Annotated in this window: 20 protein-coding genes and 1 pseudogene; 9 read left to right on the forward strand and 12 right to left on the reverse strand. The window is 72.1% G+C overall.

Translation table 11 applies throughout. The features are described 5' to 3' along the window. The 3 genes from ACIHAR_RS33635 to ACIHAR_RS33645 form a co-directional block, all read right to left on the reverse strand. On the reverse strand, positions 1-998 hold a 998-nt coding region (locus ACIHAR_RS33635), incomplete at its 3' end, for an alpha-amylase family glycosyl hydrolase (protein ID WP_400023025.1). A gap of 33 nt (positions 999-1,031) precedes the next feature. Beyond that, on the reverse strand, positions 1,032-2,987 hold the full coding sequence (locus ACIHAR_RS33640; protein WP_400023026.1) for an alpha-1,4-glucan--maltose-1-phosphate maltosyltransferase: 1,956 nt from the start codon (positions 2,985-2,987) through the stop codon (positions 1,032-1,034). A gap of 93 nt (positions 2,988-3,080) precedes the next feature. Then, positions 3,081-3,377, reverse strand: a complete 297-nt coding sequence (locus tag ACIHAR_RS33645; protein ID WP_365471327.1) for a DUF5133 domain-containing protein — start codon at positions 3,375-3,377, stop codon at positions 3,081-3,083. A gap of 291 nt (positions 3,378-3,668) precedes the next feature. Here ACIHAR_RS33645 and ACIHAR_RS33650 point away from each other — a divergent pair, with 291 nt between their 5' ends. Further along, on the forward strand, positions 3,669-4,178 hold the full coding sequence (locus ACIHAR_RS33650) for a pep a2 (RefSeq protein WP_365471324.1): 510 nt from the start codon (positions 3,669-3,671) through the stop codon (positions 4,176-4,178). A gap of 26 nt (positions 4,179-4,204) precedes the next feature. Further along, positions 4,205-6,328, forward strand: a complete 2,124-nt coding sequence (gene glgX / locus ACIHAR_RS33655; RefSeq protein WP_365471321.1) for a glycogen debranching protein GlgX — start codon at positions 4,205-4,207, stop codon at positions 6,326-6,328. An 83-nt stretch (positions 6,329-6,411) separates the two neighbouring features. On the opposite strand, the gene ACIHAR_RS33660 is transcribed toward glgX, so the two are convergent. Together ACIHAR_RS33660 and ACIHAR_RS33665 are read right to left on the reverse strand one after the other, a co-directional pair. Further along, positions 6,412-7,215 (reverse strand): VOC family protein, encoded by an 804-nt coding sequence (locus ACIHAR_RS33660; RefSeq protein WP_365471318.1) that lies wholly within the window; start codon positions 7,213-7,215, stop codon positions 6,412-6,414. A gap of 337 nt (positions 7,216-7,552) precedes the next feature. Then, positions 7,553-8,344 (reverse strand): RNA polymerase sigma factor SigF, encoded by a 792-nt coding sequence (locus ACIHAR_RS33665; RefSeq protein WP_365471315.1) that lies wholly within the window; start codon positions 8,342-8,344, stop codon positions 7,553-7,555. Positions 8,345-8,577: 233 nt separating this feature from the next. Here ACIHAR_RS33665 and ACIHAR_RS33670 point away from each other — a divergent pair, with 233 nt between their 5' ends. Both ACIHAR_RS33670 and ACIHAR_RS33675 read left to right on the forward strand, forming a co-directional pair. Further along, positions 8,578-9,312 (forward strand): ATP-binding cassette domain-containing protein, encoded by a 735-nt coding sequence (locus ACIHAR_RS33670; protein WP_400023027.1) that lies wholly within the window; start codon positions 8,578-8,580, stop codon positions 9,310-9,312. Positions 9,313-9,356: 44 nt separating this feature from the next. Continuing rightward, a complete protein-coding gene (locus ACIHAR_RS33675; protein ID WP_365471309.1) occupies positions 9,357-9,878 on the forward strand; it encodes a hypothetical protein in 522 nt (173 codons plus the stop codon). 6 nt (positions 9,879-9,884) lie between these two features. Here ACIHAR_RS33675 and hemC read toward each other — a convergent pair whose 3' ends face one another. From hemC to ACIHAR_RS33690, 3 genes are all read right to left on the reverse strand, one after another. Then, positions 9,885-10,820 (reverse strand): hydroxymethylbilane synthase, encoded by a 936-nt coding sequence (hemC, locus tag ACIHAR_RS33680; RefSeq protein WP_400023028.1) that lies wholly within the window; start codon positions 10,818-10,820, stop codon positions 9,885-9,887. 291 nt (positions 10,821-11,111) lie between these two features. Then, positions 11,112-11,888, reverse strand: a complete 777-nt coding sequence (locus tag ACIHAR_RS33685) for an NPP1 family protein (protein ID WP_400023030.1) — start codon at positions 11,886-11,888, stop codon at positions 11,112-11,114. A 144-nt stretch (positions 11,889-12,032) separates the two neighbouring features. Beyond that, complete coding sequence (locus ACIHAR_RS33690) at positions 12,033-13,013, reverse strand: ATP-dependent DNA ligase (RefSeq protein ID WP_400023031.1); 981 nt, start codon at positions 13,011-13,013, stop codon at positions 12,033-12,035. 248 nt (positions 13,014-13,261) lie between these two features. Between ACIHAR_RS33690 and ACIHAR_RS33695 the strand changes: the two are divergent. Further along, positions 13,262-13,369: pseudogene (locus ACIHAR_RS33695) on the forward strand (MarR family transcriptional regulator); the annotation flags it as partial. A 2-nt stretch (positions 13,370-13,371) separates the two neighbouring features. Here ACIHAR_RS33695 and ACIHAR_RS33700 read toward each other — a convergent pair. Further along, entirely contained in the window at positions 13,372-14,502 is a 1,131-nt protein-coding gene (locus ACIHAR_RS33700) for an MFS transporter (RefSeq protein WP_400023112.1), read from the reverse strand. 33 nt (positions 14,503-14,535) lie between these two features. Between ACIHAR_RS33700 and ACIHAR_RS33705 the strand changes: the two genes are divergently transcribed. The 3 genes from ACIHAR_RS33705 (at position 14,536) to ACIHAR_RS33715 (ending at position 16,361) form a co-directional block, all read left to right on the forward strand. Beyond that, complete coding sequence (locus ACIHAR_RS33705; protein ID WP_400023114.1) at positions 14,536-15,387, forward strand: AraC family transcriptional regulator; 852 nt, start codon at positions 14,536-14,538, stop codon at positions 15,385-15,387. Positions 15,388-15,489: 102 nt separating this feature from the next. Then, on the forward strand, positions 15,490-15,897 hold the full coding sequence (locus ACIHAR_RS33710) for a hypothetical protein (protein ID WP_365471295.1): 408 nt from the start codon (positions 15,490-15,492) through the stop codon (positions 15,895-15,897). Beyond that, complete coding sequence (locus ACIHAR_RS33715; protein WP_365471292.1) at positions 15,894-16,361, forward strand: peroxiredoxin; 468 nt, start codon at positions 15,894-15,896, stop codon at positions 16,359-16,361. The genes ACIHAR_RS33710 and ACIHAR_RS33715 overlap by 4 nt, the downstream gene beginning before the upstream one ends. A 159-nt stretch (positions 16,362-16,520) precedes the next feature. Here the strand turns inward: ACIHAR_RS33715 and ACIHAR_RS33720 are convergent, their stop codons facing one another. Then, a complete protein-coding gene (locus ACIHAR_RS33720) occupies positions 16,521-17,222 on the reverse strand; it encodes a helix-turn-helix transcriptional regulator (RefSeq protein WP_400023115.1) in 702 nt (233 codons plus the stop codon). An 83-nt stretch (positions 17,223-17,305) separates the two neighbouring features. Between ACIHAR_RS33720 and ACIHAR_RS33725 the strand changes: the two genes are divergently transcribed. Then, positions 17,306-17,743, forward strand: a complete 438-nt coding sequence (locus ACIHAR_RS33725) for a hypothetical protein (RefSeq protein ID WP_400023032.1) — start codon at positions 17,306-17,308, stop codon at positions 17,741-17,743. Positions 17,744-17,891: 148 nt separating this feature from the next. Here the strand turns inward: ACIHAR_RS33725 and ACIHAR_RS33730 are convergent, their stop codons facing one another. Together ACIHAR_RS33730 and ACIHAR_RS33735 are read right to left on the reverse strand one after the other, a co-directional pair. Continuing rightward, complete coding sequence (locus ACIHAR_RS33730; protein ID WP_400023034.1) at positions 17,892-18,473, reverse strand: DNA polymerase ligase N-terminal domain-containing protein; 582 nt, start codon at positions 18,471-18,473, stop codon at positions 17,892-17,894. Between the two features lie 140 nt (positions 18,474-18,613). Next, entirely contained in the window at positions 18,614-19,444 is an 831-nt protein-coding gene (locus ACIHAR_RS33735; RefSeq protein WP_365471280.1) for an aldo/keto reductase, read from the reverse strand. Between the last annotated feature and the right edge of the window lie 48 nt (positions 19,445-19,492).

Here is a 19,492-nt window from a genome sequence, read left to right on the forward strand (position 1 = left end):
GTCAGCTCGTCGTGGTTCCGCAGGAAGATCCCCCACTGACAACCCGACGGAATGGCCGGGGTCTTGGCGAGGATTTCCGAGACGGGGTAGCGGGATTCCCGGCGCACCGCCATGAAGATGCGCGGCATGACCGGGAAGTGGAAGGCCATGTGGCATTCGTCGCCGCCGGAGGCGAAGTCGCCGAAGTAGTCGACGACGTCCTCGGGCCACTGGTTGGCCTCCGCCAGCAGCACCGTGTCCGGATACATCGCGTCGATCTCCTTCCGGACCCGCCTGAGGAAAGCGTGGGTCGCCGGAAGGTTCTCGCAGTTGGTGCCCTCGGCCGCGTAGAGATACGGCACGGCGTCGAGGCGGAAGCCGTCGATGCCGAGGTCGAGCCAGAAACGGAGGGCGGCCAGGATCTCCTCCTGAACGGCCGGGTTCTCGTAGTTGAGGTCCGGCTGGTGGGAGAAGAAGCGGTGGAAGAAGTACTGGTTGCGGACCGGGTCGTAGGTCCAGTTGGAGACCTCGGTGTCGACGAAGATGATGCGGGCGTCGGCGTACTGCTTGTCGTCGTCGGCCCACATGTAGTAGTCGCCGTAGGGTCCGTCGGGGTTGTTCCTGGACTCCTGGAACCACGGGTGCTGGTCGCTGGTGTGGTTCATGACGAAGTCGATGATGACGCGCATGCCGCGCTGGTGGGCGGAGTCGACGAACTCGACGAAGTCGGCCAGGTCGCCGAACTCGGGCAGGACGGCGGTGTAGTCCGACACGTCGTATCCGCCGTCCCTGAGCGGGGACTTGAAGAAGGGCGGGAGCCAGAGGCAGTCGACGCCGAGCCATTGCAGGTAGTCGAGTTTGGCGGTGAGGCCCTTGAGGTCGCCGACGCCGTCGCCGTTGCTGTCCTGGAAGGAGCGGACGAGGACTTCGTAGAAGACCGCGCGCTTGAACCAATCCGGGTCGCGGTCTTTCGCGGGAGTGTCCTCGAAGGTGTCCGGGACGGGTGAGTTGACGGTCATGGCGCTCTGGAGCCTCCGATCTGCGGTTGCGGGTCACCGGACGTGGAACACGTGGGCCGGCGCCCGGCCGGGCTCCAGGCGGACGTAGTTCGTCCTGCTCCAGGCGTACGTCTCACCGGTCAGTTCGTCGTGCACGGACAGCGGGTCGCCGTGGTCCAGGCCGAGTTGCGGCATGTCCAGGGAGACCGTCGCCTCCTGGGCGTGGTGCGGGTCGAGGTTGACGACGACGATCACCGTGTCCGTCCCCGCGCGCTTGCTGTAGGCGATGACGGAGTCGTTGTCGGTCCCGTGGAAGCGGAGGTTCCTGAGCCGCTGGAGCGCGGGATGGCGCCGCCGGATGTCGTTCAGTCGTGTGATCAGCGGGGCGATGGTGCGCCCCTCGCGCTCGGCCGCCTCCCAGTCACGCGGCTTGAGTTGGTACTTCTCCGAGTCGAGGTACTCCTCGCCGCCCTCGTGCAACGGTGTGCTCTCGCACAGCTCGTAGCCGCTGTAGACGCCCCAGGCGGGGGAGAGCGTGGCGGCGAGGACCGCGCGCGCCTCGAAGGCGGGACGGCCGCCGTGCTGGAGGTAGGCGTGCAGGATGTCCGGGGTGTTGACGAAGAAGTTCGGCCGCATGTAGGAAGCCGCCTCGCCCGACAACTCGCTGAGGTACTCGGTCAGTTCCTGCTTGCTGTTGCGCCAGGTGAAGTAGGTGTACGACTGCTGGAAGCCGATCTGGGCGAGCGTGTGCATCATCGCGGGCCGGGTGAAGGCCTCGGCGAGGAAGATCACGTCGGGATCGGTGCGGTTGACCTCCGCGATGACCCGCTCCCAGAAGACCACCGGCTTGGTGTGCGGGTTGTCCACCCGGAAGATCCGCACCCCGTACGCCATCCAGTGCCGCAGGATGCGGAGGGTCTCCTTCACGAGGCCGTTCATGTCGGCGTCGAAGGCGATCGGGTAGATGTCCTGGTACTTCTTCGGCGGGTTCTCCGCGTAGGCGATGGTCCCGTCCGGGCGGTGGTGGAACCACTCCGGGTGCTTCTGCACCCACGGGTGGTCCGGGGAGCACTGCAGCGCGAAGTCCAGCGCGATCTCCAGACCCTGTGCGTTCGCCTGCTCCACGAACCAGGCGAAGTCCTCGATCGTGCCCAACTCCGGGTGCACGGCGTCATGGCCGCCCTCCGGCGAGCCGATCGCCCACGGCACGCCCACGTCCTCGGCCCCGGCGCTCAGGGAGTTGTTGCGGCCCTTGCGGAACGTCGTGCCGATCGGATGGATCGGCGGCAGGTAGACGACGTCGAAGCCCATCGCGGCGATCGCGGGGAGCCGGCGGGCGGCGGTGCGGAAGGTGCCGTGCGGACGCTCGGCCGTGCCCTCGGAGCGGGGGAAGAACTCGTACCAGGAGCCGAACAGGGCCCGTTCGCGTTCGACGAGCAGGGGCACCGGCGTGCCGGCGGACACGAACTCCCGGAACGGATGGCGGGTGAGGACCTCGTCCACCTCCGGTGCGAGCGCCGCCCCGTACCGTTCGGACGCCGGCAGCGAGTCGTCGAGCAGCTTCCTCGCCGCCTCCCGCAGGACCGCGCGCGCAGGACCGCGCGGCACGCGCGCGGCTGCCCGTTCGTGGAGTTGGCCGCCCTCCTCCAGGACGAGACCCGTGTCGATGCCCGCGGGGATCTTGATCTCCGCGTGCCGGCGCCAGGTGGTGACGGGGTCGCTCCAGGCCTCCACCGTGTACGTCCACCGGCCCACCTCGTCAAGCGTCACCTCGGCGCCCCAGCGGTCGCTGCCCGGGGCGAGTTCACGCATGGGGATCCACGGTCCACGGCGGCCGTCCGGGTTCTTGAGGACCACGTTCGCGCCGATGGCGTCATGACCCTCGCGAAACACCGTCGCGGTGATCCGGAACGTTTCCCCGACCACGGACTTGGCCGGTCGCCTGCCGCACTCCACAAGCGGCTGGACGTCCCGCACCGGGATACGACCGATCGCCTTCGTGGACCTCACGCTGCACCTCCGCTGTACCGAAACACCTGCACTGGAAAAGGCCGCTGCCGCCCGCGGCCGGATGCCGGGCCGCCGTGGCGCGGGCGCGCCCTGCTAACGCTCAGCCGCCACCCGCGGCACGGGCCGCGCCGCCGAAACGCGCGCCATGCTCTTCCCGCGCTTCCGGCCGCCCCGCCGGGGGCGGGCGTCCGTGCCCCCGCGCAGGTACTGCTCGGCGGCGTCCGCTGCCTCCCGGGCGCAACGCTTGCCCATCAGCACGCAGAGGGTGTAACCGCAGTCCTCGAAGGTGGCGCGCACCGCGCGGTCGCCGGGGCACGCGAGCATCGCGCGCTCCCAGGTGCGGTAACTGCGCAGGCGTCTGGCTACTTCGGTCTTCGCTGGCAGCAGCATGGCGCTGTTCACCTTCCGGGAGTTCGAGAGGTACATCGCCCCGCGACGAGCGGGTCGGCCCTGTATGCAGAGGTGCGGAACCGTCAATCCTCCCGAGGCCTTCACTCATGGTGCACGGCCCACCACCCAACGTCCTGTTGGATCTTGGTCGTGGTGTGCTCGTGTTGCACGAATGGCGTAGCGGCCGCACTGTGGTTGTGACTCAGGAGCGATCAACGCTCACGCTTTGTGTTCGGGGCTCGGTCGTGAGGCCGAGCGAAGCGGAGCCTCGCCGGTGAGGAGCAAACGACGATGAAGACCGCAGTGCCCTGCTACTACCACCTCGACGTGGACGTGAGTCCGGAACGGGTCGGACAGGTCAGGCGCATCCTGGCCGCGCACCTCCGGTACTGGGATCTGGAGACCCTCGTCGAGCCCGTCTGCCGCGGCGCCGAGATGCTGCTGAAGGCCATCGACGAGCACGCCACGGACAAGCACACGTCGATCGAGATGTGGTGGAACGGCCAGCATCTGATCACCGCCGTCGGGGGCGACGACCGCGACCTGCGCCCGGACCAGGACCTGCGCGGCTGCCTGGAGCACATCGCCGCGATGAGCGACGGCTGGGGCTGCTGTGCCACCGCCACCGGCAGCAAGGTCATCTGGTTCTCGCAGCGCGCCCGTGCCGGCGAGCGTGTCCCGCTGGTGCCGACCGCGCCGGAGCCGAGCCTGCGGGAGGGGCTGCAGGTGCCGCGCGATCTGCCGGTCGCGGCCCTGGCCGCCGCGGACGGGTCGGACGGCGTCCTGGAGGGCGCCCGGTGACCTCGCGGCGGAACCGGAGTGCAGGGGTGCCCGTGTGGAGCGGGCACCCCTACCCGTTGGGCGCCGACTTCGACGGCGAGGGAACCAACTTCGCGTTGTTCAGCGAGGTGGCCCAGCGCGTCGACCTCGTGCTCGTCGACGACGACGGCAGCAGCCGCAGTGTGACGCTGAGCGAGGTCGACGGCTTCGTCTGGCACGCCTACCTGCCCGGCATCGGCCCGGGGCAGCGCTACGGCTACCGGGTGCACGGGCCGTGGGACCCGTCCTCCGGGCACCGCTGCAACCCGTCGAAACTGCTGCTCGACCCGTACGCACGGGCCGTGGACGGCCAGATCGACAACCACGCCTCCCTCTTCGAACGAGCGGGCGACCGGCCCGACCCCAAGGACAGCGCCGGGCACACCCTGCTCGGCGTGGTCACCGACCCCGCCTTCGACTGGGGCGACGACCGGTCGCCGAGGCTCGCCTACGCCGACACGGTGATCTACGAGGCCCATGTGCGCGGTCTGACCCGCACCCACCCCGACGTCCCGCCCGAGCTGCGCGGCACCTACGCCGGTCTCGCGCACCCCGCGGTGACCGGGCACCTCACCTCGCTGGGCGTGACCGCGATCGAGCTGATGCCGGTCCACCAGTTCGTCCAGGACGGCGTCCTGCAGGACCGGGGCCTGTCCAACTACTGGGGCTACAACACCATCGGCTTCTTCGCCCCGCACAACGCCTACGCCGCCCAGGGCACCCGCGGGCAGCAGGTCGCCGAGTTCAAGGCGATGGTGAAGGCGCTGCACGCGGCCGGCCTCGAGGTGATCCTCGACGTCGTCTACAACCACACCGCCGAGGGCAACGAGAAGGGCCCCACCCTCTCCTTCCGCGGCATCGACAACGCCTCCTACTACCGCCTGGTGGACGGCGACTGGTCCCACTACTACGACACCACCGGCACCGGCAACAGCCTGCTGATGCGCCACCCCTACGTCCTCCAGCTCATCATGGACTCGCTGCGCTACTGGGTGACCGAGATGCACGTCGACGGGTTCCGCTTCGACCTCGCGGCCACGCTGGCCCGCCAGTTCCACGAGGTGTCCCGGCTGTCGGCGTTCTTCGACCTCATCCAGCAGGACCCAGTGATCAGCCGCGTCAAGCTCATCGCCGAGCCGTGGGACGTCGGCGAGGGCGGCTACCAGGTGGGCAACTTCCCGCCCCTGTGGTCGGAGTGGAACGGCCGCTACCGCGACGCGGTGCGGGACTTCTGGCGGGCGGAACCCGGCTCGCTCGCCGAGTTCGCCTCCCGTCTGACCGGCTCCTCCGACCTGTACGCCCACAACAGGCGGCGCCCGCGCGCCAGCGTCAACTTCGTGACCGCGCACGACGGGTTCACCCTGCGCGACCTCGTCTCGTACAACGACAAGCACAACCAGGCCAACGGCGAGGGCAACCGGGACGGCGAGAGCCACAACCGGTCCTGGAACTGCGGGGTCGAGGGCGAGACCGACGACCCGGCCGTCCGCCGGCTGCGCGCCCGCCAGCAGCGCAACCTCCTCGCCACGCTGCTGCTGTCGCAGGGCATCCCGATGCTGTCCCACGGCGACGAACTCGGGCGCACCCAGCGCGGCAACAACAACGCCTACTGCCAGGACAACGAGGTCTCCTGGATCGACTGGCGGCTCACGCGCGAGCAGCACGACCTCGTCGGCTTCACCCGCCACCTCGTCGCCCTGCGCTCCGCCCACCCCGTCCTGCGCCGGCGCCGCTTCTTCCGCGGCGAGACCGTGACGCACGCCGGCCAGCCGCTGCCCGACCTGGTGTGGCTGCTGCCGGACGCGCGGGAGATGACCGACCGCGACTGGCAGCGCTCCGACGCGCACTGCGTCGGCGTCTTCCTCAACGGCGACGCCATCGCCGAACCCGACCCGCAGGGCCGGCCCGTCGTCGACGACTCCTTCCTGCTGCTGCTGAACAGCTACTGGGAGCCCGTCGTCTTCCGGCTGCCCGGCGCCGAGTACGGAGAGCGGTGGACGGTGTGCGTCGACACCGTGGAGTCCGACGGACAACCCGACGAGACGGAGTACAAGGCCGGCGCCGAGGTGCGGGTCGAGGCCCGCGGCCTGGTCGTGCTGTCCCGTCCCCCGAAGCGCTCCAGCCCCGAGTAGCGCGGAAGGCAGGCCGAAGAAGGGCCGAGCGCGCTTCCCGGACGTGGGTCACGTCCGGGAGGCGCGCTCGGCGCGGCCGGCCCTCAGCGGTCCCGGCGGGAGGTCACCGTGAACTGGGCCCCGTCGGGGTCCCGCAGCACCGCCTCGTCGTCGCTCTCCGCCAGCACGCTCCCGCCGTGCTTCTCCGCGGTCCGCGCGCAGGCCGACACGTCGGCGACGGCGAAGTGGATCTGCCAGTGCGGCCGGATCGTCGGGTCGGGCGCCGCCTCCAGCGCGCCCGACTCGATCCGGGCCACGATGTCGCCCCCGCTGCGCAGCACGACCTCCCCGCCCTCGTAGTGGACCTCGCAGCAGCCGGGCCGGTCCGAGGCCCACTCGAGGATCTCGCCGTAGAAGATCGCGGAGTCGAAGGCGTCGCGGGTGTGCAGCCGGATGAAGGTGGGGGAGGCCTGCCGCCAGGCCTTCCAGTTGCTGTTCAGCTGCCCCTCCCAGATGCCGAAGGTCGCGCCCTCCCGGTCGGCCAGCAGGGCCGCCCGGCCGGGCGGGAGGGAGATCGGGCCCACGGCCACCGTGCCGCCGCGCTCCCGGGCGCGGGACGCGGCCACGTCCGCGCTCGGCACGGCGAAGTACGGCGTCCAGGCGACCGCCATCTGCCACATCGCGGCGACGGCGGCCACCCCGGCGACCGGGACGTCGCCGACCAGAGCGGTCCGGAAGTGGTCGCCGAGCCTCCCCCGGCGCCACTCCCAGCCGAGTACGGCCGCGTAGAACTCCTGGGTGGCCTCCAGGTCGCGGCTGGTCAGGCTCACCCAGCAGGGTGCGCCGAACACCGAGTGCGTGGAGACGACCTCCTTCGCACCGGGGGCAGATGTCGGATGATCGTTCATGGCACTCGCGTTCCTGATCCGTCGGCGGCGACCGGGGGCCTTCCCCCCAGTGTCCGGCCGGAACCGTCCACGGCGCCTGCCGGGAGGCCCGGTGGCCCGATGGAGGAGTGCCCCGAGTACCGCGCGAGTCGCGCGACGAAACGAACCGGATCACCCGACTCCGGCAAGAGGCCGACCAGCTCGAGGAGGCCGGATGATCCCCGACCGGGGGCGCGGCGGGGAGACGCCCGAGGAGATCCGCACGGAGCTGGAGAGCCTCGTCGACCGGGACGGCCCCCCACAGATCCCGGGCGCACCCCCGTTGGACCGCATCCGGTACCGCCGCGCGCCCGCGTCCTCAGTTGGCTTCCGGGACGATCTCCTCCCGCAGCCGGGCGAAGCAGCCGCTCAGCAGCCGCGAGACGTGCATCTGCGAGATGCCCAGCTGTTCGGCGATGCTGCTCTGGGTCATACCTCCGAAGAAGCGCAGGTAAAGGATGGTCCGCTCGCGCTCCGGCAGAGCCCGCAGACTGGGCGTGACGGCCACCCGGTCGACCACCGTGTCGAAAGCGGGGTCGGCGTCCCCGAGGGCGTCCGCCAGGGCGTAGCCGTCGGTGCCCGGCATCTCGGCCTCCAGTGACAGCGCCGAGAAGCACTCCAGTGCCTCCATCCCGGTGCGTACCTCGTCCTCGGTCAGGTGCGCGTACTCGGCTATCTCGGCGACGGTGGGGGGCCGCCCGGGGGTGGTCTGGGACAGCTCCTTGGCGGCGTGCCGTACCCGGTTGCGCAGGTCCTGCACCCGGCGCGGCACGTGCAGCGTCCACATGTGGTCACGGAAGTGGCGCTTGATCTCTCCGGTGATGGTCGGCACCGCGTACGCCTCGAAGGCGCGGCCGCGGCCCGGATCGTAGTGGTCGACCGCCTTGACGAGCCCGAGGGCCGCCACTTGGTACAGGTCCTCGAGAGCCTCGCCGCGCCCCCGGAAACGGACGGCGATCCGCTCGGCCATGGGCAGCCAGAGCCGGACCAGCTCGTCCCGGAGCGCCCGGCGCTCCGGCCCCTCGGGCAACTCCGCGAGCCGGGCGAAGGACTCGGCGGTGTCGGGGGCGTCGTCATGGGGGTGCTGCTTGGTTCTGACGGTGCTACGCATCACGCGCGCCTCCCTCAGGAGGGTGCCGGGGGATGGACGGACACCGTGGGACGCGCGCTCGGAGCTGGCAGAGAAGACCCGGGACCGGCCCGTTCGGCGGGATTCCACGGACGTGCCTCCTGTCCGAAGCACATCTGTCCACATGCCCGGTATGGGACGACATGAAACAAATAATATGACTTGTAGGGCCTTCTTGGCCTCTGGCCGACTCCGCCGACCGGTGCGCCCCACGCTTGCTGCTCACCGGGGCGGCCGAAGCCCGGCTGGAGGACTGGAGGCGGCGGCGTGCGCGCTCGTCGGCCGCCACCTCGCCCGCCGCGACATGGCCGACCGGGAGGCGCTGCGCGCCGCGCTCCCGGCCCTGCGCGCACTCGCCGTCCAGCTGCACGAGGAGGCCGACAGTCACCACCGACGCCGTCGCCCGCACCCGACTCGCCCATCTCTTCGCCGGGGTCTTCGGCCCGACCCGCCGCGAACGCGCCGAACGCGTCGCCGAGGCCCTGGCCGCCGTCGACCTCACGGACGCCGCCGACCGGGTCGCAGGCACCTGCTCCCGCGGCATGGTCCGCCGCCTCGAACCGGCGCAGGCCCTGGTCAGCGTCCCGAGGCTGCTGATCCTCGACGAGCCGACCATCGGCCTGAACCCGAGCGCCCAAACGAGTGTCCGGGAGCACATCACCGCCGTCCGGGAGCCCACCGGCATGACCGTCCCGGTCACCACCCACTCCATGGACGAGGCCGACCACTACTGCGACCGGGTGGGACTGACGCACCACGGCCGCATCCGCGCCCTCGAACGTGCCGCGGATCCCGCCCGGGATGTGCCGCCGGGACGTGATGTGCGGCACGCCCGCGGACCGCCCCGGTGTGGTCCGGATGCGGATCGTCCCTGCGCACGGCTTGATCAACGATCAAAAGGGTTGAATTCCCTGGCCACAGCGCATTCCGCTCATTTGACAGTGCACTGAGCACACGGATAGGAAGCAGCCCGTAACAAGGCGAGAGGTGGACTGTGTACGAGCCGAACGTGGTCGGGGACTGGCACGAGTACGACGAGCATGCCGGTCTGCGGGTTCGCGTCCACCGCCTGGAGCGGGCGGAGCCGCCCCGCGGGCGTGACGACGCCGCCGAAGGGCTGACGTACTTCTGTCTGCGGGTGACCGTCGAGAACCGCGGGGAGCGCAGCCTCGGCATCCACCTCGAGGACGGTCAGCTCGACGTGCGGATCGGGCCCGACGGGGAGGCCGCGTTCATCGACTGGCGCAACTCGCAGTTCATCGAGGGTTTCGACGTCTACCCGCTGCGCCGGGCCACCGCCGTCCTGTACGCCGCCGGACCGGAGGCCGCGCTCGCCACGGTGGACGTACAGGTCCAGCTGCGTGTCGACGACGAATGGGCCGGGCGCCGGATGTGGGTGGGCGGGGTCGGCCTGCACGAGGGCACCGCCGGAACCGCGGCCGGGACGGGCCGGGAGAGCCTGGCCCGTCAGGTGAGCAACTTCCTGCGGGACCAGGCCGAAGAGGGCACCGCCTGACAAGCCCTAGTGCGGGATGCCGTCGATGATCTCGCGGGCGCCCTGACGCAGCAGTGCGACGGCCACCGAGGTGCCCAGCGTGGCCGGGTCGAGGCGGCCCGCCCACTCGTGGGCGTTCAGCCGGGTCTTGCCGTCGGGGGTGAACACGCAGGCGCGCAGGGAGAGCTCGCCGCTTCGGTCGACGCGGGCGAACCCGGCGATGGGGCTGTTGCAGTGGCCCTGGAGCACGTGCAGGAACATGCGCTCCGCGGTCGCCTCCCGGTGCGTGGCCGGATCGCCGAGCCCGCTGACGGCGTCGATCAGGTCCGCGTCGCCCTCACGGCACTGCAGGGCGAGGATGCCCGCGCCGATCGGCGGCATCATCGTCTCCGGCGACAGCACCTCGCTGATCACGTCCCGCCGACCGATGCGCTCCAGCCCGGACACCGCGAGCAGCAGCGCGTCCGCCTCGCCCGCCGCGAGCTTCTCCAGCCGGCGGTTGGCGTTGCCGCGGAACGGCACGCACACCAGGTGCGGGTGGGTGGCGGCCAGCTGGGCGACCCGGCGCACCGAGGAGGTGCCGATCCGCGTCCCCGCGGGGAGCTCGTCGAGGGTGAGACCACCGGGGTGCACGAGGGCGTCCCGGATGTCGTCCCGCTTCAGGAACGCGGCGAACACCGTGCCCGCGGGCAGCGGCCGGTCCGCCGGGACGTCCTTGACGCAGTGCACCGCGAGATCGGCCTCACCGGCCAGCAGCGCCGCGTCCACCTCCTTGGTGAACGCGCCCTTGCCCTCGACCTTGGACAGATCGCCCATCCACTTGTCGCCGGTCGTCTTCACGGGGACGACCTCGGTGCGCACACCGGGATGCAGGGCGGCCAACTCCGCGCGGACACGCTCCACCTGGGCCAGGGCCATGGGCGAGTCGCGGGAGACGATACGGATGAGCTCCGGAGCGGACATGCGGGACACGATAGTCCCTCCCGCGGGTCACGGTTCGACGGTCAGCGTGAAGCGCACCTTCTCCCTGGCGGCGGCGCCGAGCCGGTCGTCGGGGCGTGGTTGGAGAGCCGTCCCAGCCGCTCCGGGCCCGTCGTGTGGAGTCGTTCGTAGGCCTCGTCTAGCCGTCCGCTCGTGTCGTTCGTGGTCATGCACCGGACGCTACGGTCCCGGCCGCGCACCGGGATCGGGCCCGGGGCCGAACCCGCGCACGGCTCGGGTCCTCCACCCCGGGACCGAATCCCGGCCGTCGGGTCACGCGTACGCGTCGAAGGTGATCCCGGACGGCTTCGCCGAGTTGAGATGGTTGGCGAAGGAGGCGTCCTTGAGGCCGAAGTGGGCGCTGCCGAAGTCGTACGCGCTCAGCTTCTCGCGCACGCCCGCCGGGTAGCCGTTCCAGCCGACCAGCGGCGGGTACTGCCAGGTGCCCTTGTGGTTCTCCGGCGGTTCGTCGTTGGAGTTCGCGAGCCGGAAGCAGTGGGTGCTGATGCCGTCCTTGTGGTACACGATCTTCGCGTGCGTGCCGTCGAAGCGGACACCGGACGCCGCGGTGACGGTGAACGAGCCGTGGTTGGACGTCGAGACGTACCGCACCTGGCCGTTCTGCACCCAGACCATGACGTGCTCCCAGTCGTGGCGGTGCCCGCCGATGCTGGTGCCCGACAGGGCCTGGTCCTTCTCGAAGTACAGGCCGTACAGGTAGGCGCACCAGCCGTTGTTGCACTTGTAGCGCGAGTAGCTGTTGGTGTTGTCCAGGTCGGAGGCGTCGCGGCAGTCGCCGCTGAGCGAACCGGTCGGCTTCAGACCTCCGTTGACCGTGCCGTCGGGGCCGATCGCGGGCGTGGAGTAGCAGCCGTCCGTGTCGTAGTCGAACGCGGGCTGGTACGTCCGCTCGGCGGCATCGGCGTTGGCCGGCAGCGCCTGCGGCGGGGCGGCGAAGGCGACCGTGGGGAAGGCGACGACGAGCGCTGCGGCACCGGCGAGGCCGGTGAGCCATCTGCGGCGGTGCGCCTTGAACTTCGGTGACGACACTGCGTCCTCCTCCGGGCCGCGTGAGCGGCCCAACGGCTGTGGGGGAAAAGGCGGTTCAGCTTCCCGGCTTTTCCCGTCCGCGCCAAGAGGTCGCAGGCGTATCCGTGGTGAAGCGCAGCCCAACACTCGGATCATGACGGCACATCAGGCGGGATTGTCGGGGATGTCGGCCGCCGACTCCTCGGGCGTGAGGTCCGTGCGCAGCCGCAGCCAGGACGGCTGGCGCAGCAGCCCCGCCCGGGTACGGGTGCTGAAGCGGACCTCGCCGACCAGCCGGGGCAGCACCCAGTGCGCGTTCGGCGCCGCCGGCACCGGGTCGAAGGGGCACACGTCGGTCGCGAGCGTCCGCAGCAGCGCCGTGAGTTCCGCGCGTTCCGCCTCGCTCCAGCCGGTGCCCACGCTGCCGACGTACCGCAGGACGGATCCCGCGCGCTGCCCGACCAGGACGGCGCCGGGCAGGCCCGTGAGCCGGCCCTTGCCGGGCAGCCAGCCGCCGACCAGGACGTCCGCCGTGAGCATGTTGCGGATCTTGATCCAGGCCCGGGAGCGCACGCCGGGCTCGTACACCGAGTCCAGCCGCTTGCACATCAGCCCCTCCAGGCCGTGCGCGCGGGTCGCCTCGAGCGCCTCACGCCCGTGCCCGACGATCGCGCCCGGAGTCGACCAGGACGGGCCCTCCAAACCGAGCGCCTCCAGCCGGGCCCGCCGCCGCAGGTAGGGGAGCCGGACGAGGGAGCGGCCGGCCAGATGCATCACGTCGAACAGCACCAGGTGGACGGGCGCCGCCGCCGCGAGCCGCGCCGCCTTGGCCGGCGCCTGCACCAGCCCCATCCGGGACTGCAGCAACTGGAAGTCGGCCCGGCCCTGTTCGTCCAGCGCGAGCACCTCCCCGTCCAGCACGGCGGCCGTGCGCCCGAGCGCGCCGCCCAGCGAGCGCAGTTCGGGGTAGGCGGCGGTGATCTCCTCCCCCGAGCGGGCGCGCAGCACGACACTCCCGTCACCGGCGAGGTAGACCACCACCCGTTGCCCGTCCTGCTTGGTCTCGTAGGCCCAACGCGCGTCCTGCGCCGCGGGCGGGAGGGTGCCGGGGGTGGCGAGCATGGGGGGGATCAGCGGCAGGGTCACGGGTGAGGTGTCGACCGGACGGCCCCACGCCACGCGCGCGGTCCGGGCGTTTCCCCTGAACGGAGGGGAGGGGGAGGGGAGGCGAGGAGTGTGGGGGGTGGCGGATGCGGGTCTTGGGAGGGGACGACGCGATGGGCGGGGCGGGCGGTTCCTGCGGCGGGCCGTCCGTACCGGGGGTGACGCCCCGTGCCCCGGTGGGGCCGCAGCCGCCGGGGCGGCCGATGCCCGCCTCGGGTGGGGGAGTGGTACTGCGTCAGCTCGCCACCCTCTTCCACCGCATGGTCGACGACTTCCTCTCCCACGCCGGCGACGAGGACACCGACCGGGCCGCCGGAGCCCCCTCGGACGGAGCCTGACCTCAGGTCCGCTCGGGCGCGCCGCCCGCGGGAGCCGGTTCGCGCAGCCCTCGCAGCAGAAGCCAGGCCACCACGGGCGGTACGACGAGAGGGAGCAGTCCGACCTGCAGGGACGTCGCGTCCGCGAGCGCGCCGACGGCCGGGGCCGCGATCCCCCCGACGCTCACCGTCAGCCCCAGGGTGACCCCGCTCGCGGTGCCCATGCGCCGGGGCAGACAGTCCTGGCCCAACGTCACGTGCAGGGAGAACGGCACGTACAGCCCAGCCGAGGCCAACGCCACGAACAGGTACAGCGCCGGGCCCGGCACGCACACCACACCGGCCACCGCGACCACCGTCACCAGGTACGACCGGCGCACGACCGCCAGCCGCCCGTACCGCCCGGCCAGCCGGCTGCCGGCCAGCGTCCCCACCGCGCCGCCCGCGTAGAGCACGCACAGCGCGGCCGTGCCTGCCGCGGGCCCGCCGCCGACGCGCTCACGGACGTACAGCGCGACGAACGCGCTCAGGCCCACGAAGACGATCGAGCGGCACACCACCGCCCCCGACAGACGCAGGAACGACACCCAGTCGTCGGCGCCCGCCCCCTCGGCCGCCGCACCGTCCACGGCATGCGGGCCCGCCCGGCGCACCGCGGCCGCGCACAGTGCCGCCCCCGCCACCGCGGGCACCACCAGCAGCGGAGTGGACCGCAGGCCGCCCGCCCCGACCACCGCCGAGACCACCAGCGGCGCCAGCGCGAACCCCACGTTCCCGCCGAGCGCGAACCAGCCCATCGCCGTGTGCCGGCCGCCCGCCACGGCACGCGCCGCCCGCGCGGCCTCCGGGTGGTAGGCGGCGACTCCGACCCCGGAGACGGCCACCGCCACCAGCGTGAGCGCGTACGAGCCGCCCACCCCCGCGGCGGCCACGCCCGCCCCCGCCGCCAGGGCCGCGAGCGGCAGCAGCCACGGCAGCGCCCACCGGTCGGTGACCACACCGAACAGCGGCTGCGCCACCGACGACAGCAGGGAGGCCGCCAGGACGATGCCGGAGGCGGCGGCGTAGGAGTAGGCGCGCTCGGCGACGAAGAAGGGGACCAGCGCGGCCACGGCCCCCTGGTACACGTCCACGCACGCATGGCCCAGGGACATCAGGACGACGGATCGTTTCTCGGACACCCGGCGATCGTCGCGGCGACGGAGTCTGTCGCGCTTCCGATAATCTGCCGCCTTGTGTCGCACACCCGCCACCCGTCGCAGGTCCGCCACACCCCGGAGGCGCCCACCCGCACCCAGGTCCTCGCCGCCGGGCAGCGCATCGACGCCCACCGGCACGACGACCACCAGATCGTGTACGCGGGTTCCGGCGTCCTGGCCGTCACCACCGACGCCGGCACGTGGTTCGCGCCCGGCACCCGCGCCCTGTGGGTGCCCGCCGGAACGGTGCACGCCCACCGCGCGTACGGCCACCTCGACCTGCACCTCGTCGGACTGCCCGCCGACGACAACCCGCCCGGTCTGGACGCCCCCACCACCCTCGCGGTCAGACCCCTCCTGCGCGAGCTGATCCTCGCCTACACCCGCACCCCCGGGGACACGAGCCCCGAACGCGCACGCCTCCTCGCCGTCCTGCGCGACCAGTTGCGCGCCTCACCGCAGCAGCCGATGCGGCTGCCCACCCCCGCCGACCCCCGCCTGGCCGCGGTGTGCGCCCTCGTCCACGCCGACCCGGCCGACCGGCGCACCCTCGCCGCGCTGGGCGCCGAGACCGGAGCCGGCGAACGCACCCTCAGCCGCCTCTTCCGGCGCGAGTTCGGCATGACCTTCCCCCAGTGGCGCACCCAGTCCCGCCTCTACCACGCCCTGCGCCTGCTGGCCGACGGCACACCGGTCACGACGGTCGCCCATCGCTGCGGCTGGTCCTCCGCGAGCGCGTTCATCGACGTGTTCCGCCGCTCCTTCGGATACACGCCGGGCGCACACCTGCGCCGTGGCCGGGACGACGGGCCAGGCCTCTCCGGCCCGCCCGCACCCTGAGGCGTCACCGCCCGTAACGGTACGGCGAGTTGGCAGCCCCGGCCGCGGGAGCACTCCCTACCCTCCAGTAGGATCGCGCGTCAGGCCGTCAGAGGAGGAACCGTGCCCCGGTCTGAACGCTCACCCCTGCTGCTCGCCGGCCTGCTGGCCGGTATGGGTGTCGCCCACTTCGCCGCGCCGCGCACCTTCGACGCGATCATCCCCCGCGCCCTGCCGGGCTCACCCCGGACCTGGACGTACGCCAGTGGCGTCGCCGAGCTGGCGCTGGCGGCGGGCGTGGCGCTGCCGCGGACCCGGAAGGCGGCCGCCCTCGCCACGGGCGCGTTCTTCGTCGGCGTCTTCCCCGCCAACGTCCAGATGGCGCTGGACTGGCGGCACCGGCCCGCCCCGCTCAAGGCCGCCGCGTTCGGCCGGCTGCCGCTGCAGGTCCCCCTCGTGCTGTGGGCCCGCAGCGTCGCCGGGGCCGCCCGGCGCGGCGGGATCGCCGAGGACACGGAGGGACGCTCATGAGCAAGGCGCCGCGGACCGGTGACGTGGTCGAGGACTTCGCGCTGCCGGACGAGACCGGGACGACACGCCGCCTCACCGAACTGCTCTCCGACGGCCCGGTGGTGCTCTTCTTCTACCCCGCCGCCCTCACCGCCGGCTGCACCGCGGAGGCCTGCCACTTCCGCGACCTGGCCGCGGAGTTCGCCGCCGTGGGCGCGCGCCCCGTCGGCATCAGCGGCGACCCCGTCGACCGGCAGCGGGAGTTCGCCGGACGGCACACCCTCGGCATGCCGCTGCTGTCCGACCCCGACGGCGCGGTCCGGGAACGGTTCGGCGTGAAGCGGGGCTTCTCCCTCGCCCCCACCAAGCGGGTCACCTTCGTCATCGGTCAGGACCGCACCGTCCTGGAGGTCGTCCGCAGCGAACTGCGCATGAACACCCACGCCGACCGGGCCCTGGAAGTGCTGCGCGCCCACCGCTCCTGACAGCCGTCCCAGGGCCGCCGGCCCCCGTCCCGCCGCGGTCGATGCGGCGGGACGAAGGCTGTGGGCGCGCGGGTGAGCGCGGTGACGGGCATGGTGACGGGCTGGGGGGAGGGTGCCCGCACCGACGACGGGTCACCCGGGCGAGGAGGCCGTCGTGCGTCAGGCGCGCGCTGTTTCGGGCGGGGACGAAACCGGCTCCAGGCGGACGCAGCAGTGGCCGGGACTCGGGGCCAGGCACGCCAGGAGGCTGTCTTCGTCGAACCCTGCGAGGACGCCGCGGAGCAGGTGCAGGTTCATGCCGCAGACGGTCTGCGTGTGCTCGCGGGCGAGCGCGTGGAAGGGGCAGTTGCCCAGCACGATCGCGTCATCCTCGAGTCGGGGCTCGAAACCGTGGTGCTCCAGAAGCCCGAACACGTCCGTGCCGCCCTGCCCGGCGAGCTGGACGCCGAGAGCGTGGGCCTTTCTGTGCAGGACGGCGCGCACCGGTTCACCGGTGGCTTCCGATTCCTCCATGGCCTGGGCGAGGAGCCGCCCGGCCAGCTCGTAGTGCCGTTCGGGCAGGTTGACGGTGACCTGTCGGGCGGAGCGCTTGTAGAGCTTGGCGGGCCTGCCGGCTCCCGGACCGGTGCGGCCGCTGCGCCGTTCGTAGACGACGTCCAGGAGTGCTTCGTCGGCGAGACGGTCCAGGTGGAAGGCCGCGGTCTGGCGCGCCAGCCCGAGCGCATGGGCCGCTTCGTCGCGGCTGACCGGTGCCGGCCGGCGCACCACGTGGTCGTACAGCCTCCTGCGGGTCGGCTCGTCCAGGGCGGCGACGGCGGAGACGTCGGGGTGGGGTGCTTCTTCCGGGTGATCCACGAACACCAGTGTAAAACACACGGCCATTGACTAAAGAAGGTTCGCGCGCTTCTATCGTTAGTGAAAGTTGTCGATAGAAGGAGCGCGTCATGTCCTCCGCAACCACAAACAGCACGTCAGCCACCCCCGGGCGGACCGCGCTCAAGGACCCCGGCTACCAGGCGTTCGTCATCCTGCGCACCGGGTTCACCGTGGCGCCGATCCTGTTCGGGCTGGACAAGTTCGCCAACCTGCTCGTGGACTGGCCCGTCTACCTCGCGCCGTGGATCGACGACGTCGTGCCCGGCAACGCCCAGGCGGCCATGTACGCCGTCGGTGTCATCGAGATCGTCGCGGGCCTCGCCGTCGCCCTCACCCCGCGTTTCGGGGCCTGGCTGGTGGCCGGATGGCTCGCCGGCATCATCGTCGACCTGCTGACCATCCCCGGCCACTACGACATCGCGCTGCGTGACTTCGGACTGCTGCTCGGTGCGGTCGCCCTCGCCCGGCTCGCCCAGCGCTACCACGGCAAGCGGCAGCCGCGCTGACAGCGGTGGGCACCGGCGGCGACAGAGCGGGCGAGCACCAGTGGCTCACCCGCTCGCCCGCCCCCGGTCCACTCGGCAGGCGGCTCCGGCGAGGGCGTCTCGTACGACGAGTCGAGCGGACCCGTCACCGTCGCCCACGTCCCGCCGCTCACTCCCCGGCGGCCACCTGGGCGAGCGTCCGCCCACTGGTCACCGAACGCGCCCGGCGCGGGTCCGGAGCGCCGTGCCCCCGTCCGCCGCCCGACTTCACCAGCAGCCACGCCTCCTCGCCCCGGAACCGGGTGAGCGCGTACGTACCGCGCAGCTTCGTCCCGTGCAGCCGGAACGAGACGTGCCCCCGCTCCAGCGCCTCCCCGAAGTCGACCGGCCTCCCCTTGGCGTCGTGACTCAACGGCTCGTACGTCCCGCGGTCCCACACGATGACGGTCCCGCCCCCGTACTCCCCCTGAGGGACGACCCCCTCGAACTCCTCGTACTCCAGCGGGTGGTCCTCCGTCGGCACGGCCAGCCGCTTGTCCGCGGGCCGGGCCGAGGGGCCCTTCGGGACCGACCACGACTTGAGCACGTCGCCCACCTGCAGTCGGAAGTCGAAGTGCAACGTGCTCGCGTCATGGACCTGCACGACGAACCGGGGCTCGTCCCCGGCCGCCGCCGGCCGCCCCTGCGGTTCACCGGTGTGCCGGAAGTCCCGCTTCCGGCGGTACTCGCTCAGCCGCTCCCGCTCACCCACCGGTGTCTCCTTCCCGAGAGCCCTCGGGTACCCGACCAGGTGGCGCGCCCAACGCGGCCGATGCCGCCGATGCAGCCGACGCGGCCGACGTCCCGGCGGACGGTCACGCGGGCACCGGCCGCCGACGCGCCCCCGCCGCCTCAGAACTCCTCGTGCACCTCCGGATCCCCGCCCAGCCGCCGCCGCTCGCGGTCCCCGATCGCCGTCATCTCCTCCGGCCCCAGCTCAAAACCGAACACGTCGAGGTTCGCCCGCTGCCGCTCGGGATCGGACGACTTCGGGATCGGGACCGCGCCGAGCTGGACGTGCCAGCGCAGGACGGCCTGGGCCGGGGTCACCCCGTGGGCCTCCGCGACCGTGACCAGGGCCGGGTCCCGCAGGAGGGACGAGCCGCGGCCCAGCGGGCTCCAGCTCTCCGTGACGATGCCCTTGGCCTCGTGGTAGGCGCGCAGTTCGTCCTGGGGCAGGAGCGGGTGCAGTTCGATCTGGTTGACGGACGGCAGGACGCCGGTCTCCTTCTCCAGCCGGTCGATGTGCTCGGCGGTGAAGTTGGAGACGCCGATCGAGCGGATCAGGCCGTCCTCGCGCAGCTTGATCATGGCTCGCCAGGAGTCGACGTACCTGCCGACGCGGGGGAGGGGCCAGTGGATCAGGTACAGGTCGACGTACTCGAGGCCGAGGCGGCGGCGGGACTCCTCGAAGGAGGCGAGGGTCTTCTCGTAGCCATGGTGGCGGCCCGGCAGCTTCGTGGTGACGACGATCTCCTCGCGGGGGACACCGGCACGGGCCACCCCGCGGCCGACGCCGGTCTCGTTGTGGTAGTTCGTCGCCGTGTCGATCAGGCGGTAGCCCAGGCCCAGCGCCCCGGCCACCGCCTCCTCCGCCTGGGCGTCGTCCATCGGCCAGGTCCCCAGGCCGGCGGCCGGGAGCCGTGTGCCGTCGTTGAGTGTGCGCACCGGGATGTCGATCACTTTCGGGCCTTCCCCTCGCCTGTGTCGTCCCCCCAGGCTCACGGATAG

The sequence above is a fragment of the Streptomyces sp. NPDC052016 genome (assembly GCF_044548445.1).
Classification (GTDB): domain Bacteria; phylum Actinomycetota; class Actinomycetes; order Streptomycetales; family Streptomycetaceae; genus Streptomyces.